The 15810-nt window shown below is 36.2% G+C and carries 15 protein-coding genes and 1 pseudogene; 14 read left to right on the plus strand and 2 right to left on the minus strand.

What is annotated here, in order from left to right:
* Window positions 1-99 precede the first annotated feature (99 nt).
* The 6 genes and pseudogenes from CFK40_RS10565 (at window position 100) to CFK40_RS10585 (ending at window position 4664) form a co-directional block, all read left to right on the plus strand.
* Complete coding sequence (locus CFK40_RS10565; RefSeq protein WP_089532271.1) at window positions 100-300, plus strand: hypothetical protein; 201 nt, start codon at window positions 100-102, stop codon at window positions 298-300.
* 204 nt (window positions 301-504) lie between these two features.
* Window positions 505-1410 (plus strand): LysR family transcriptional regulator, encoded by a 906-nt coding sequence (locus CFK40_RS10570; protein WP_089532272.1) that lies wholly within the window; start codon window positions 505-507, stop codon window positions 1408-1410.
* A 141-nt stretch (window positions 1411-1551) separates the two neighbouring features.
* On the plus strand, window positions 1552-2139 hold the full coding sequence (locus tag CFK40_RS10575) for a LysE family transporter (RefSeq protein ID WP_089532273.1): 588 nt from the start codon (window positions 1552-1554) through the stop codon (window positions 2137-2139).
* A 385-nt stretch (window positions 2140-2524) separates the two neighbouring features.
* On the plus strand, window positions 2525-3022 hold the full coding sequence (locus tag CFK40_RS21320) for a PucR family transcriptional regulator ligand-binding domain-containing protein (protein WP_227001761.1): 498 nt from the start codon (window positions 2525-2527) through the stop codon (window positions 3020-3022).
* Window positions 2967-3692 carry a PucR family transcriptional regulator gene (locus CFK40_RS21325; RefSeq protein ID WP_227001762.1) on the plus strand — a complete coding sequence of 242 codons (726 nt, stop codon included), beginning with the start codon at window positions 2967-2969 and terminating at the stop codon, window positions 3690-3692. Before CFK40_RS21320 ends, CFK40_RS21325 begins: the two co-directional genes overlap by 56 nt.
* Before the next feature lie 90 nt (window positions 3693-3782).
* Window positions 3783-4664: pseudogene (locus tag CFK40_RS10585) on the plus strand (DMT family transporter).
* 308 nt (window positions 4665-4972) lie between these two features.
* Here the strand turns inward: CFK40_RS10585 and CFK40_RS10590 are convergent.
* Together CFK40_RS10590 and CFK40_RS10595 are read right to left on the minus strand one after the other, a co-directional pair.
* Window positions 4973-6100 (minus strand): trans-sulfuration enzyme family protein, encoded by a 1128-nt coding sequence (locus tag CFK40_RS10590; RefSeq protein WP_089532274.1) that lies wholly within the window; start codon window positions 6098-6100, stop codon window positions 4973-4975.
* Window positions 6101-6213: 113 nt separating this feature from the next.
* Window positions 6214-6828, minus strand: coding sequence for an FMN-binding negative transcriptional regulator (locus CFK40_RS10595; RefSeq protein ID WP_089532275.1), 615 nt, complete (start codon window positions 6826-6828; stop codon window positions 6214-6216).
* Between the two features lie 128 nt (window positions 6829-6956).
* Between CFK40_RS10595 and pdxR the strand changes: the two genes are divergently transcribed.
* From pdxR to CFK40_RS10635, 8 genes are all read left to right on the plus strand, one after another.
* A complete protein-coding gene (pdxR, locus tag CFK40_RS10600; RefSeq protein WP_089532276.1) occupies window positions 6957-8336 on the plus strand; it encodes a MocR-like pyridoxine biosynthesis transcription factor PdxR in 1380 nt (459 codons plus the stop codon).
* Between the two features lie 697 nt (window positions 8337-9033).
* Entirely contained in the window at window positions 9034-10305 is a 1272-nt protein-coding gene (locus tag CFK40_RS10605; RefSeq protein ID WP_089532277.1) for a RidA family protein, read from the plus strand.
* A 465-nt stretch (window positions 10306-10770) separates the two neighbouring features.
* Window positions 10771-11367, plus strand: a complete 597-nt coding sequence (locus tag CFK40_RS10610; protein ID WP_089532278.1) for a class I SAM-dependent methyltransferase — start codon at window positions 10771-10773, stop codon at window positions 11365-11367.
* A 241-nt stretch (window positions 11368-11608) separates the two neighbouring features.
* Complete coding sequence (locus tag CFK40_RS10615) at window positions 11609-11935, plus strand: four-helix bundle copper-binding protein (protein ID WP_089532279.1); 327 nt, start codon at window positions 11609-11611, stop codon at window positions 11933-11935.
* A 196-nt stretch (window positions 11936-12131) separates the two neighbouring features.
* The gene (locus tag CFK40_RS10620) at window positions 12132-12668 is read left to right on the plus strand and encodes a DinB family protein (RefSeq protein WP_089532280.1); all 537 of its coding nucleotides are present in this window, start codon (window positions 12132-12134) and stop codon (window positions 12666-12668) included.
* Between the two features lie 176 nt (window positions 12669-12844).
* The gene (locus CFK40_RS10625; RefSeq protein WP_089532281.1) at window positions 12845-13687 is read left to right on the plus strand and encodes an aldo/keto reductase; all 843 of its coding nucleotides are present in this window, start codon (window positions 12845-12847) and stop codon (window positions 13685-13687) included.
* Between the two features lie 356 nt (window positions 13688-14043).
* A complete protein-coding gene (locus CFK40_RS10630; RefSeq protein ID WP_089532282.1) occupies window positions 14044-14724 on the plus strand; it encodes a phosphatase PAP2 family protein in 681 nt (226 codons plus the stop codon).
* A gap of 287 nt (window positions 14725-15011) precedes the next feature.
* Complete coding sequence (locus CFK40_RS10635; protein ID WP_089532283.1) at window positions 15012-15794, plus strand: ABC transporter ATP-binding protein; 783 nt, start codon at window positions 15012-15014, stop codon at window positions 15792-15794.
* The last annotated feature ends 16 nt before the right edge of the window (window positions 15795-15810 follow it).

The following is a 15810-nucleotide window of genomic DNA, read 5'->3' on the forward strand; positions in this document are numbered from 1 at the left end:
AGATTTCGGAATAAGGCTTATTAAATTAACTGGGAGGATAGCTGGCTATAAGATGTTGATTTTATTTAGTTGAAGTAAAATAGGATGGTGTGATTAAACATGACCAAAAAACATAGTAAGCTAGGGAAGGTAATTGGTTGGTTAGGTTTTCTGTTTTTTATATCAGGATTATTATTTTTTAGTGAAAGTGGTGTGATGGCAGAAGATATTCCAGAAGTCTTCTATCCTCTTGCCTTACCATCAATCATAATAGGGATAATTCTACTCGTTATTTCTAATTTCTTTAAAAAGAAAAAATAGTTCCAGAATCGGGCCATTTAACGAAATAAGACTTCCTGACGCTCCTATAGATTTGAAACAAAATTTTATTGTTGCGAACCTAAACGATAGATGAGATTCTGTTGGAAAGAAAAAAGTGGTAAAACGCTAAAAATATGTAGTTAGAGATTCGATTTTTTCTATTGATAGAGTAATTATTAGGGCTTTGAAAAGGTGGCGTTCAGTTTGAATTTACAACAATTAAAGTATGCATTAGAAGTAGCAAGTAAGGGATCTATGAATGAAGCAGCAAAAAGTTTGTTCATCTCCCAGCCAAGTTTGTCGAATGCGATTAAGGAATTAGAGAAGGAAATTAAAATCACTCTATTCATTAGAACGAATAGAGGAGTTACTATTACTAATGAAGGGGCTGAGTTTCTAGGTTATGCGAGACAGGTATTACAGCAGTTTAACATGCTTGAAGAAAAATACATAAGTGAAAAAACAGCTAAGCAGCATTTTTGTATTTCAACCCAGCATTATACTTTTGCAGCAAATGCTTTTGTGGAACTTGTAAAAGAGTTTGGGGAGTCTGAATATGAGTTTACCCTTCGTGAAACGAAAACTTATGAAATCATTGAAGATGTAAAGAATTTACGAAGTGAGTTAGGGATTATCTATCTAAGTAATTATAATGAATCCGTATTATTAAAACTGTTAAGAGAAAGAAATATAACCTTTTCACAACTATTTACTGCAAGACCTCATGTATTTATTCGTAAAAAACATCCATTAGCCGACAATGAAGCTATTAATTTGAATGAATTAGATGACTATCCATGCCTTTCTTTTGAGCAAGGAGAATACAATTCTTTTTACTTTTCTGAAGAAATTCTAAGCACAAGAAGTGTAAAGAAAAGTATTAAAGTAAGTGACAGGGCAGCTATTGTTAATTTCATGATTGGTCTCAATGGTTATACCATTTCTTCAGGGGTTTTCCCTAAATATCTTCATGGAGATGAAATTATTGCAGTTCCTCTTAATGTAGATGAAGTCATACGTGTTGGAACAATTAAGCATAGCGATGTCACATTAACGAGACTTGGTGAAATATATTTGGATGCATTGAAAAGATTTGCACAAGAATTATAACTAAAGATGGACAAATAATAAGCCTGATATAGTTATTAACTATATCAGGCTATATATATTTGGTATTATGCTATATCCAAAAAACCTACTACAATTATGAATGATTATAATCATTCAGATGAGAGTGGAGTGAATTTTGATATGGGTGTTCAAGTATTATTTTCATTTGTTATATACGTAATAATAAATGCCTTTACACCAGGACCAGGTAATATTTTAGCATTAAATACAATGGCGAATTATGGATGGAAAAGAGGAAAAACTTTATTCTTAGGGATCTTTACTGGTTATTTTTTTGTGCAAGCATTATGTGCCCTATTTATTATTGGGTTAGAAAACTTAATAAATCCAATAATGACTGTCCTTACATATGTAGGAGTAATATATATATTGTGGCTTGCATATCAGATTGCTATTAGTAAGCCTGAAAATAAAACATCCGAGAAACAGCCCTCTTTTTGGATTGGTTTTGTTCTACAAATTGTTAATGTAAAGATATTTTTATTTGGGATTACCTCTCTAACAGGATATGTTATGCCTTATTATTCATCGCTGGGTTTGCTTTTATTTTTTGAAATGATCATTGCTGCAATAGGTTCGCTTGCGACCCTGACTTGGATATTTTTCGGTGGATTATTCCAAAAAACATATTTCAAACATTTTCGAGTAATAAATATTATATTGGCGTTATTACTTTTGCAATGTGCAGTTGTACTTTTACTACAGTAAAGAAAAAATTAGAAAGTGAAGATACATTGCTACCTACTAAGAACCAAGATATTGCACTTATGCTAATGGGGCGTTAGTTCAACAAGAAAAGTAGTTAAGATCTTCAACAATACGATCGGGCGATTATCTGGAATTGATTAGCGTCCAATCTTGAAGAAAAGGGCCATTTAATTGAATAATGCTCCCATAAAAAACTGGTTATTTATGTTAAAGTAAATATAGAGATTGTGAAAGATTGCCTTAAGCTAACGCAACAGGTTAGTTCAGGGGTGTTTTAGAAAAGATATGTTGATGGCACGGCAGTATAGTATATGAATCATATTTATCTAAATCATACTGCGATACTTTATAATTATGTTATATGTTATTAGAAAGGATAATAGGCATGATGACTGTAAAGGATTTATTGCAGTTGCCAGTTACAAAAGATTTTTCGGTTGTAGCAGGTGGCGATGGATTAAATAAAACAATCCAAAGTGTTGAAATTTTAGACTTTGAATTTACGGAAGGTATTCAGCAAGTGAGAGAAACTTCCTTCAGCCCTTATAGCATTGCACTAAGCAGCTTATTATTTGCTAACCAAAAGCCAGAACGTTTAATCGACACGATTAAAAAGCTTATTGAATTAAAGGTAAGTGCCTTAGCCTATAAGCCAGTTATTTTTAAGGATTTACCTAGTGAGGTACTAATTTTTGCAAATGAGCAAGATTTCCCGATTTTACGTTTTGGTGGAGATGAATTTTTTGAGGATGTCATTTTTGAAGTGATGAATCATATTAACAAAAGGAACCATGCACTCTTCTTGGAAAATAAGATAAGATGTCTAATTGAAGAAGAGGTTTCAGCGGAACAAATTACAGTCCTTCTTACAACAAATGAATAAACCGTTTGACAAATATGTGTTTGTAGCGAATATTCAAATGAAACAGTCCGAAGGCTCCCAATGGATGCATTCCTTTTTCCAGTTCGATTCCTTTTTAAAATCTGGCATAATTTGTACATATAATCAAAGCATCTTCATCCTTTATACAGATAAATCCCAACAACAATTTGAAAAAATACTTAAGGAATGGATGAGGATATATACAATTCCAACAGATGCATTAACAATTGGTTATAGCCAAGTTCACCAGACAAAGACAGAACTTCATCTAGCTGTTAGAGAGGCTTATTATGCTTGTGTCATGGCTAAAATTGAACTAATGCCTATTTGTCATTATGAACAGCTTGCATCTGAACGATTGCTGATTGAGCTTTATCGAAAAGATTTAGAGTTTACAAACCATTATGTTGAAATATATTTAGGACCGCTTTTAGAAGAACAGGATTTACTGGATACTGCTGTGACATTTATACAGAAAAAAGGCAATGTGAAAGAAATAGCCGTCACACATTATTGTCATCCGAATACGATTCGTTATCGTATGACGAAAATACGTCAATTAATCGAACCTTTTGGCAACGAGCTCATTTTTTATGAGCATTTATCTGCAGCAGTAAAATTGTATTTACTGCATCAAACAATTAAAGGAACAACGATTGTTTTGGAATGAGTCCAAAAATAAGCTGAAAAGTTTAGAATTGATATCAAATTATTTTGCCTCTTCTCGTGATATCCTTGTGGATAGTAAGGAGGAGAAGAGATGAAACAATACATTGGCGATGGAATGTTGCTCATTACAGCGATTGTTTGGGGCAGTGGATTTGTTGTAACCGCCATTGCACTAGAATATATAACTGCTTATCAAGTGATGGCGGGAAGATTTGCTTTAGCTACACTTATACTTACAATACTGCTTGGTTACAAATTCAAAAAATTTACAAAATCTGTCGTGTGAAAAGGAGCTATATTAGGCACTATTTTATATATTGCTTTTGCTTTACAAACGGTCGGTTTGCAATATACAACACCATCTAAAGGTGCATTTTTAACAGCTATTAATGTCGTGATTGTGCCGATCATTGCTTATCTAATTTACAAACGTAGGATTGACCGATATGAAATAATCGGCTCAATACTCGCAATCGTAGGCATTGGCTTTTTATCATTGCAAGGTTCTATGACGATCAATATAGGTGATGCATTATCCCTTGCGTGTGGAGTAGCTTTTGCTTTTGACATTTTTTATACCAATCTATTTGTGCAAAAGGAAGATGCCATTTCACTAACGATTGTACAATTCATAACAGCATCTTTGATTAGCTTAGTCATGGTGTTCATTCAAGGGGATATACCGACAACAATTGAAAAAGAAGCCTTGTATTCGATTGTGTACTTAGCAGTCTTTTCGACAACGATTGCCTATCTTTTTCAAAATATGGCACATCAATATACAACAGCTACAAAGGCAGCTATTATTCTATCAACAGAATCATTTTTCGGCATGTTATTGTCAGTTTTGTTTCTACACGAAGTACTGACAGGTCGTATGGTTATGGGAGCTGTATTAATTATGGTCGCTATTTTAATTACTGAAGTAAAGCCAGCCTTCCATAAAAAAACACATTGCAAGGAACGCACGTGAATGAAATAAGTTGTTTTAAGAAATTATTAAATTGAATTGGGCCTTTCAAAACTTTTTTAAATGAAATATTAAAAAGTATTATAAATAACCTGAACCGTTTCTGCGGGATATTGTGAAAAATTGCACTTAAACAAAAGGGCGCTTTAACGGAATAAGGATGTTCATTTATCGGGCCATATTGTTGGATAAATGCTCTAATGTGAAATGACGTAAATATGACCATATCCCAAAAGTCAGGGCATACTTCTTCAACTAACATTCAGAGGCGGAAGAAAGAATTATCCCCTCTGAATGGAGTTTCATTTTACTTATTCCAGAGCCTGTAATAAATCTTCTTTGAGATCATCCACATGTTCGAGCCCAATCGATACACGTAATAGATTAGATGGAGCCATCGTTGTGCTTCCTTCAACTGAAGCGCGGTGCTCAATGAGACTGTGCGTTCCACCCAGACTTGTGGCACGGATAAACAATTGTACCTTCGCAGCAACAGCCATTGCCTCATCCCAACCGCCTTTTACCTGAAAGGACAACATACTGCCGAATGAACTCATTTGCCGTTCTGCAATATGATGTCCCGGATGTTCAGCAAGACCGGGATAATGAACGGCTTCGATATTCGGGTGATGTTTCAAAAAATCCGCAATTGCCGATGTATTTGAACAGTGTGTCGCCATACGCTGGGCAAGCGATTGAACGCCGCGCAGAGCAAGCCAACAGTCGAAAGGGGAAGGCACAGCACCTTTTGAATGCTGCCAAGCCCTCAAATTGGCCAACATAGGGCTATTGGATTTTGCGATAGCTGCGCCAATCATTAAGTCACTATGTCCCCCGATATATTTGGTCACAGCATGGAGTGAGAAATCAACTCCAAGGTTGAGTGGACGCTGCAGAACTGGGGTGGCCCACGTATTGTCAACAACGGTATAGGCACCGACTTCTTGCGCTATCTGTGCCACCGCTTCAATATCGGTAACTTTCAGAAGTGGATTAGAAGGTGTCTCAATCCAAACCAGACCAGTTGGTGCACTTTTTATCGCTTTCTTAACCTCATGAGGATCTGTCATGTCAACGATCACAATGTCAAACTTTGATCCAATATCCGTTTTCGAAAGAAGGGAACGAATACCAAAATACATATCGTTTGGCATAATAACCCGACGTGGTTTATCCGAAGGAAGTGCCTCGATTAATGAAGTGATCGCTGCCATCCCTGATGCGAAAGTAACGCAATCATGCCCCTCCTCGAGTGATGTGAGGCAGTCTTCTAGAGCATGGCGATTAGGATTATTTTCACGGCTATATACGAATTCATTTGGATATGAGCCATCTGTAGCTCGTTCGAATGTCGTAGAGAGATAGATTGGCATGGTGACCGAGCTCGTTGATTTGTCAACCTGCCGCCCGGAGTGAATGGCTTTTGTTTCAAAACGCATACATATTCCTCGCTTTCAAAGATTATTGTTATGATGTGTTATCCATGAGCTTTGTTTGCTTCAACCTGAGATATTTTAATAGGTTTTGTTCATCAAAGAGTACATTTATACCTTCAAGCTTTCTTTCTAAGAATTGTTTTCATATGAGATGCAATTTCCCTCTCATCCTCACTTGTGGATTGTTCAAGTTGTGAAATAACAAGCTTTAATCGCTCAGCGGAATGATTTTGACTCAACTTTGCCTTTCCTTCGATTTTATCGATCTTGATTTTGAATCCAACAATGCCTTTTGCCTGCCCTTCTAAAAAATGAGCATCCAATTGGTCCCATTGATATGAACTACTTGGATTTTCATATTTCACCACCATTTGATGAAGGGAATCCATCATTTCTTCCCCCTCTATAATCTCAACCTTTCCGTGTATATGAGCAGCTACATAATTCCATGTCGGAACAGCTTTATTTGTTTCATACCAGGAAGACGAGATATAACAATGCGGTCCCTGAAAAATGGCAAGTACCTCCTGATCCTCTATATCTTTCCACTGCTTATTCGGTTTTGCAAAGTGACCGTACAAATATCTTTTTTCTTTATCTAAAATCAAAGGAAGGTGGGTCGCAAACGGATGACCCTGATGTTGGGAAAATAAAGTAGCGAAGCTGTTTTTCTCAATAATCTCATAAATCACTTCTTCATCTTTGATTTCAAAGTGCTTTGGAATATACATCATCATCACTCCTCATCTAATTTCGTGTTTGAAAATATTTTATCGCTCATATAAAATATATTATGATATAAACTGACATTTAAAAAGATACAATTTAAAATAAACAAGCATGTCAGGAGAATTTGTATATGAAAAATTATCTTTTTGCCTTAAACGAAAGCTCTCCCAAATACAAACAAATCTACGAGCAGTTTAAATCATTTATTGAACAAGGCAATGTGAAAGCTGATGAACAACTACCCTCCATTCGGCAACTTGCTGATTCTCTCCAAGTAAGCCGTAATACAACCCTAACAGCATATAATCAGCTTGTAGCAGAGGGTTATATTCGCGGGGAAGGGAGAAAAGGTTATTTTGTCAATCCATTAGAGCCATCTTTATACCAGGAACCACCAAGTCCCCCTAACAAAAAGAGGGCGGGAAAGGAAGCGTCCGTTCGTGTCGATTTTCGGACAGATGCTGTAGATCAATCCCATTTCCCTTTAAAAATATGGAGGCGAATAGCGAATCAGGTCTTAACGTTACCTGAGAGCTTTCGGTATGGGGAACCTTTTGGAGAGGTGAGTCTGCGCGAACAAATTGCCGCATACTTACTTCAATCACGTGGGGTAAGAACAGATACAGATGCCATTTTCATCGGTAGCAGTACACAACAAATGCTTATCAATCTAGGCCATATACTACAAGAAGATTACTCAGGTATTATCGTAGAAGATCCAGGGTTCGATGGTGCCAGGGAAGCTTTTCAATTCCATCACTTTTTGCTTGAATATTTGCCGGTATATGCAACAGGTGCAGATCTTTCGCAACTTAAACAAATGGATTCAAGCTTAATCTATGTAACACCTTCTCATCACAGTCCGTACGGTGTAAGCATGTCCATTCAACAACGACAAACGCTCATTGGGTGGGCAAACAAGGTACAGGGATACATTATTGAAGACGATTATGATAGTGAGTTCCGCTATACGCAACAGCCGTTTCCAGCGCTCGCTTCTATTGATTCAACAAGAGTCATTTATCTGGGAAATTTCTCAAAGGCTTTTCTTCCGGGACTACGTTTAAGCTATATGGTGTTACCACAGCAGCTTTTAAACCGTTATAAAAATCAGTTCCTGAACTTTGAAAGCTCAACTTCACTTTTTAGCCAACTTACAATGGCTAAATTTATGGAAAATGGGGAATGGAATCGGCACATTAAGCGAATGCGTCTTGTTTATAAACGAAAAATGAAATACCTCGTTTCATTATTAAAAAAACACTTTGGGCAAAATATATCCATCATTGGCGAACAGTCCGGTTTGTACGTTTTAATTAAGGTATATCTAGGGCATTCAGAAGAATGGCTAATCGAGCGGGCTTTCCTTTATGGGGTTAAAGTGCGGCCAACTTCGATCTATTTCATAAAAAACCATCCGGATCGGCCAATGATTAAACTAGGGTTTAGTGGTCTTTCTTATGATGAAATCGAACTTGGTGTAAACCTTTTAAGAAAAGCATGGTTATAAAAAATCTTTTTAGAAGGACGTTCTTCGGCAATCGGGCGCATTGAATAAAAGTTGTGCCAGAATTGGGCCATATTCTGGAATAACACTTGATAAGGAAATGGGATATTTATCTTATATGTACTGTTTTGTTAATATAGATTTAGGTTGAGCATATTGGTGTTGTTCTATTGTTCAACACTTAAGGTTTAAATTTCTAAGTTGTTGACTAATGAATTCAAACAACTTATTTTTAGCCAAAATAAATGGTCATATATTTCTATAATTAGTTTTAGCTATATACTCATCTAACTCATATCCGTAGTGGCGAATTATAACTATTAAAAACATCTGACAGAAATTTCGTAGAGCTAATGAATAAGCTTAGCAAGGGCTGTGTCGAAATGATTCCATCTTTTTGACGCAGCCCTTAACTGTTATTGTCCAGAAAAAAACTCAACTCAAAAAAGAAACATGTAGTCAAGACGAAGAAAGCCTGGTATAATTGCACCCGGAGTAACCATCGAGGGGTTACTAACTCAAGTTTCGCGGCAGAAGTCGGGCATTAAAGCCTTGCAGTTTTATACGAACACGATTCTCACGGCGAATCCGTTTTTTGTCTTTGCAATCACGGAACCATGGTATAGAACGTTTTTTTCGGTGCATACTTGAGTTAATAAATATCTTTATTAAAAAACTTAACTAAAAGGGGAATACTATCATGAGCGACTATAACGCAGTATCAGCAAAAAATACAGAAAATGCTCCAAACGGTAACGGTCTATATTCACAAACTGTAGCTTTCTCTCATTACAATTATCTTTCAGCTCAATTACCTATCGAATCCAAAACTGGTAAATTGGTAGCTGGTGGTATAAAAGAGCAAGCTGAACAGTGCTTTAAAAATATTAAGGCAATTGTAGATAGCATCGATCATGTTATGAGCGATATTGTTAGAATCACGGTATTCGTTAAAGATATCAAAGATGTTGACGCTGTAGACGAAGTTTATAAAACATTCTTCTCAACCTATGTTCCTTCACGGACAACAGTTGCAGTTGCAGCTTTGCCTATGGATGCTTTGGTGCAAATTGAAGCAATTGTTTCACACGGTGAAGGTACAATTCCAAACGCACCACAAGCAGGCGATCTCATAAAGCTTACAAATAACACGGCAAATGCACCATCAAGTCCTTTATCTACACAAACTGTGTCATTCTCTCATTACAATAATCTTTCAGCTCAATTACCTATCGATCCGAAAACTGGAAGATTGGTTGTTGGTGGTGTAAAAGAGCAGGCTGGACAATGCTTAAAAAATATCAAGGCAATTTTAGAGAGTATTGACATTCCTTTTGACGATATTGTTAAAATTAATATCTACCTTAAAAATCTCTCGGATATTGAAGCCGTAAACAAAGTTTATACAACATTTTTCCCAGACTCGGCTATCGCCAGAGCCGTAGCCTATGTCCCTGCACGGACAACAGTTGCAGCTTCAGCTTTACCTATGGATGCTTTGGTGCAAATTGAAGCAGTGGTGTCACACGGAGATGGTACACCTCCACAGGCTATTGAAGACAGGCACGGAATCGTCATAGAGGCAAACAACACTGAAAATGCACCAAAGAGTTCTCTATCTACACAAACTGTAGCGTTTTCTCATTACAATCACCTTTCAGCTCAATTACCTTTAGACTCAAAAACTGGTGAAGTGGTAGCTGGTGGTATAAAAGAGCAGGCTGAACAGTGCTTAAAAAATATTAAGTCAATTGTAGAAAGTGTCGACCACGTTATGGACGATGTGGTTAAAGTGGAAATCTTCCTTAAAGATATTTCAGATAGTGATGCTGTAGACGAAGCTTACAAAACATTCTTCCCAGAGGGTGTTCCTGCACGAAGCACACTTGGCGTATCAGCTTTACCTAAAGATGCTTTAGTCCAAATCGATGCAGTTGTAGCAAACGCTGAAGGAACACCTCCAAAAGCATAACATGCATTTGTTTGTAAATACAGGAACCATCAAAGTTACTTGTTAATGCCGATTGTGAATGCGAAATCGCATATCCTATTCATAAAAAGGGGCGGTCTCAAATGAAAATTGGGACAACTTCCGTTTTTTAACAGCGTAGATGAAAAAGCATGGAGATTTTAGCCGATTATGGCAGAAATCTTGATGCTTTTTTAGTTTCCGAGCATAACAAAAAAACTGGGTTAGCTTGCGAATCTATGCGATTGAACTTTTATAGAGGGTGACACCTAAATTATTAATTGTAATCATTCAAACCGTAGCATGAATGGGTGCAGCATAATTTCAATAGAGAATAATATTCCACGATCGGGCTCGATTCTTTAATAAAGATCAGCGCTCATTTTCATTTAAAAGGCCATATTGGGGAATAAATCAGATCAAATAGGGAAGCTTGTAAAGAAATATCTTAAGCAAAAGGAGCAGAATATGGAAAATAATGTTTTTGAACAGATGGCAAAAAAATATGATACAGAAGAACGAATTGAATTAGCCAAAGTTATAGTTAAGGAAGTAAGACCAGAATTACGAGATAGTAAATCAAAATCTTTAATAGACTATGGGAGTGGTACTGGCCTAATTGGTTTAGAATTATCGGACCTGATGGATTCTGTTTTGTTGGTGGATTCATCAAAACAAATGTTGGATGTTGCAAAAGAAAAAATTTCTCGCAAAGGAATTAAAAATACCACAGTGACTTATGCAGATTTTACCGAAGAAACAACTAAACTTAAGGCAGACATAGTTTTAATGTCACTAGTTCTTCTTCATATTCCGGATACTAAAAAAATTCTACAAGAATTATTTAATGTTTTAAACAATGGTGGAAAACTAATTATTATTGATTTTGACAAAAACGATAAAGTAAATCATCCAAAGGTTCATAATGGTTTTTCGCATGAAAGCCTTAAAAAAATATTATCCGAAGTTGGATTTAAATCCATCAAAATTAAGACATTCTATCGCGGAAATCGTATTTTTGTGAACCAAGATGCCTCAATGTTTATTGCCAGTAGTATAAAGTGATTTCTTAAACAACCGGGTGCTTATCTGGGAACATTGCCATTTAAAAAAACTTTTTTGGATTAATCTGTACAAGAAGTAGGTGAAGTAGTTAATGCATGGTTTTTAACTAGGGAGATTGGAGAACAGGTATAGGCATAAAATTATAGATAAGGGTTGGTAAAGACCCTTTAGTTTATGTTTATGAAAACAAATATTGGGAAAGTTATCTTATATAAACAAAAATTAAAATGGAGGTTTTTTTATGGCTCACGAACAGTATCAACAACTTATTCATACTTTGCATGAGTGCATGTCCCATTGTAATCACTGTTACGATGCATGTTTGAAAGAAGACGATATTAAAATGATGGCTGGGTGCATTCGATTGGATAGAGAATGTGCTGATATTTGTGCTTATTTGGAACAAGCAATCACTAGAGGAACACCATTTGTTGCTGAATTAGCAGCTGCATGTGCTACCATTTGCGAAGCATGCGGAAATGAATGCAAAAAACATGACCATGATCACTGTCAAAAATGTGCAGAAGCTTGCTTTAATTGTGCGGAGGCCTGTAAGAGTATCGCTTAGTCTTTTTGATAGGATTGGGGCGGTTATTAATTGAATAAATTCTACAATAAAGTACAGAGAAGATATGTTTTTTCTGTACTTTTTACGTTTTAATTAAAAAACTGTAAGAATGATAATTTTTAGACTATATATCTGGTAGAATATAGGTGGTTATTTTTTTATTTTGGAGGAATTCAATGTTAGATAGGAGAATTAGATGAAACCAATAAAAGATAAGAAATTTATTGTTGATAACAAAACAGGCTACACTTCGGAAATAGGAAGATTGGTATCCATGATGGATTATACGCGGATGACTACGCTAGAAGCAGTTAACGGTTTAACAGCAGAGGAGCTTGATTACCGGATAGATGGCAAGGGAAATTCAATAGGTTGTCTATTGCATCACATTGCGTGTGTTGATGAAGTCTATCAGATTATCACATTTGAGGAGCGGAATCCGACCGAGGAAGAACTACAAAAACTTGAAGTAGGGCTGAATCTTGGTGAAAAGGCTCATCAGGAAATATATGGTAATGAATTAGACTTCTATAAAGAACGGTTAAACCAAGCCCGGGAACACACATTGGAACGATTCAAGAAAAAAGAAGACTGCTGGTTAGATGAAGTATCCCCCTTTGGTCCTAAACATTTAGCCAACAACTACTTCCGCTGGTTCCATGTATTTGAAGACGAACTGAATCACCGCGGGCAAATACGGCTAATTCGTCAGCATATGGAAAAAACTTTATGAACAGTTTGGATTCAGATATACCTACCCTAATTCACATGGTATGTGTAGAATGTATTAACTTGAGGAAGTAAAACAGTTGCTGTGGATTCCTAGAATAGCCAACAGTAGTTCAACTATTTGGATTTCTATTTATTTAGATGGTAATCTTAAAATATTATGGAAAGGAGTGATTAGCTATGAGTAAATCAATCCCAGAGATTACACTTAATGATGGCGTTACTTTGCCAGTTATCGGTTTTGGTACATATAAACTTAATGGGAACGAAGGTGTCAATGCTATCAATAGTGCAATTGATACAGGATATAGACTAATTGATACTGCTTATAATTATGAAAACGAAGGAACTGTAGGTGAAGCCATCCGGCGCAGTTCTATTCCAAGAGAAGAATTGAAAATTACATCTAAATTACCAGGTCGTTATCAAGCATACGATAAAGCTGTCACCACCATTCAAGAATCCTTATATCGAGCAAATCTGGATTATTATGATTTATATCTTATTCATTGGCCTAATCCTAACCAAGATAACTATGTAGAAGCTTGGCAAGCATTAATTGACGCTAAAAAATGGGGTTTGATTCGTTCTATTGGTGTTTGTAATTTCTTACCTGAACACATGAAGCGTCTAGAAAAGGAAACTGGTACGAAGCCAAGCATAAACCAAATAGAATTACACCCGTTTTTCAACCAGAATGAACAAAGAATATGGCACGAAGAGAACAATGTTAAGACAGAATCTTGGAGCCCATTAGCTCGAGCAAGTGCCGTTTTACAAAATGAAACGATTGGAAAGATTGCCGATTATCATAACAAGACGATTTCACAAGTTATTTTGCGTTGGCACTATCAGCTAGGGGCAATCCCAATCCCTAAATCTTCAACTCCTGAACGACAACTCGAAAACATATCAATTTTTGACTTTTCTCTTAATGAAACAGAAATGAGCAGGATTGCAGAATTAACTCGTCCAGATGGTAGAATTAACGATCTAGATCCTGCTAATTATGAAGAATTTTAAAAATGAAAGATAAAACATATCGGCGCACCACTTGCATGATGAGTGAATGCGCCTTTTTTGCTTTATCAATTAGGCTCAATAATACCTATTGGGTTTGAAAACCATTCTGTTCTTTAGGTAGTGACGCTTAAGGAATAAGACGTAATAAAGTAATTGGATATTTGTGTTAAAATATAGAAGGGAGTAACGCAATTGATAAGAATAAGTTCTCCCGATAATAGACACATTATATAGAGTGCTGAACTAGTTTAAATAAGATATACCAAATACATAAAATAATTGTAATTTGTTCGATGCAAGTTAGTTATTTAATCAAACTTCAAGTTGCTGAACAAATCAACTGAAAGGACCATAATATGTCATTGTTATTCAACAGAAAACAGGGATATCTACTTACAGGAGCTATTTTATTAATATTGTTCTTTGCAGATGTGGCATCAGCTTATGGGGAACCGAATTTAATCGAACTCAATAAAGGGATTGGGTCTACCCTTTATAACTTCCTCGGGGCTGGCTGGATTCCATTGTTTACGGTTATTACCTATATTGGATCAGGATATGTATCCTATCCACTAACAGGAGCTTTGATCTTATATCTTTTGGTTCGAAAAAATTATTGGATTGCTGCATTGTTGGCGTATAACCTTATTGGCGTACGACAAATCAATCACCTACTAAAGTCCATTTTTGAGGTTGCGCGACCAGAGTTAGAGCCTTTGGTACATGCTAGTTATTATAGTTTTCCAAGTGGACATTCCATGAATTCTATGGCTTTTTTCGGTTTATTGGCTTTTTTACTTAGTCGATATATTTCACGATCGAAAGCTCAATCAGCTTGGATTTGGACATCAGCAGCAATATTAATATTTTTGATTGGGCTTAGCCGTGTTTATTTAGGTGTCCACTTTCCACTAGATGTCTTAGGTGGTTTTGCTGCAGGTGGAGCTTGGCTTTTATTGAGCATTTGTATTCACTCCTTTCTGCCATTAAAGGAAAGGTCCATTCATATGAAAAGGAGTATGGACGACGAGAGTTAAGCCCCTATATTTACCATAGTTTTATTTTTAACATTAGGCATGATCAGCTACTGGATTAATAGCCATCGCCTATCTCACCCATACAGATTTCTCGCACGATGGTGAAGTTTATTCAGTATTCCTTCTGCAAGTCAGCCTTCTATCATTAATCATTCTCTATTGGAAGATTAAAAGATTCGCTAGACCATTTTCTCAAATCCAGCAGGAAAAAAATGGTGTACAGTAATAAAATTTTACTGTCTCTTTTTTTAAAGAGCTTTAATTATAGAATAAAGGAGAATGAAAGATTGACTAAAGTAATTGATATAAAAGACGTTTCATGGGAAAGACAGAAGAAAACGATTCTATCTGATTTGCACTGGGAAGTATCGAAAGGTGAGCACTGGGCGGTACTTGGATTAAACGGATCTGGTAAAACGACCTTGCTTAATATGGTAAATGGCTATGTTTGGCCGACTACAGGCAGTGTTAGTGTATTGAAACAACCATTTGGTAAAACCGATATTAGGGAATTACGGAAATCCATTGGCTGGGTAAGTTCTTCACTTCAGGAAAGAATTAAAGGGACGGAATATGCTGAGGACATTGTGGTTAGTGGGAAATATGCGTCGATCGGATTGTATGAAAATCCGACGGAAGTAGACTCGCAAAAAGCTTATCAAATCATGGAACAGGTTGGTTGCAGTCACCTAATAGGTCATACCTATCAAATATGTTCACAAGGAGAAAAACAAAAAGTTCTGATTGCACGTGGATTAATGGGATCACCAGAATTGTTAATATTAGATGAACCAAGCAATGGACTTGATTTTATTTCTCGAGAAGAACTCATGTCTACCATAAATCAAGTAGCAATGAAAAAAGATGCGCCAACGATTATATTTGTAACGCATCATATTGAAGAGATATTACCGGTTTTTACTCACACACTATTGCTACGCGATGGAACAGTTTTTGATAGTGGTAAGAGGCACGAGGTGTTAACCAGCGAATGTCTATCACGTTTTTTTAAGAAGCCTGTAAAAATTGAATGGCATAAAGAACGACCATGGATGGTTCTTCGGGATTAATATAACTTAGGTGCAA

It is taken from the genome of Virgibacillus necropolis (assembly GCF_002224365.1).
In the GTDB taxonomy this organism is placed as follows: domain Bacteria; phylum Bacillota; class Bacilli; order Bacillales; family Amphibacillaceae; genus Virgibacillus_F; species Virgibacillus_F necropolis.

Coding starts and splice junctions, on each gene's coding strand:
- CFK40_RS10590 (WP_089532274.1), bottom strand. CDS start 6,100: ATGCGTTTTGAAACAAAAGCCATTCACTCCGGGCGGCAGGTTGACAAA.
- CFK40_RS10565 (WP_089532271.1), top strand. CDS start 100: ATGACCAAAAAACATAGTAAGCTAGGGAAGGTAATTGGTTGGTTAGGT.
- CFK40_RS10595 (WP_089532275.1), bottom strand. CDS start 6,828: ATGTATATTCCAAAGCACTTTGAAATCAAAGATGAAGAAGTGATTTAT.
- CFK40_RS10620 (WP_089532280.1), top strand. CDS start 12,132: ATGAAACCAATAAAAGATAAGAAATTTATTGTTGATAACAAAACAGGC.
- CFK40_RS10630 (WP_089532282.1), top strand. CDS start 14,044: ATGTCATTGTTATTCAACAGAAAACAGGGATATCTACTTACAGGAGCT.
- pdxR (WP_089532276.1), top strand. CDS start 6,957: ATGAAAAATTATCTTTTTGCCTTAAACGAAAGCTCTCCCAAATACAAA.
- CFK40_RS10605 (WP_089532277.1), top strand. CDS start 9,034: ATGAGCGACTATAACGCAGTATCAGCAAAAAATACAGAAAATGCTCCA.
- CFK40_RS10575 (WP_089532273.1), top strand. CDS start 1,552: ATGGGTGTTCAAGTATTATTTTCATTTGTTATATACGTAATAATAAAT.
- CFK40_RS10625 (WP_089532281.1), top strand. CDS start 12,845: ATGAGTAAATCAATCCCAGAGATTACACTTAATGATGGCGTTACTTTG.
- CFK40_RS21320 (WP_227001761.1), top strand. CDS start 2,525: ATGATGACTGTAAAGGATTTATTGCAGTTGCCAGTTACAAAAGATTTT.
- CFK40_RS10615 (WP_089532279.1), top strand. CDS start 11,609: ATGGCTCACGAACAGTATCAACAACTTATTCATACTTTGCATGAGTGC.
- CFK40_RS10610 (WP_089532278.1), top strand. CDS start 10,771: ATGGAAAATAATGTTTTTGAACAGATGGCAAAAAAATATGATACAGAA.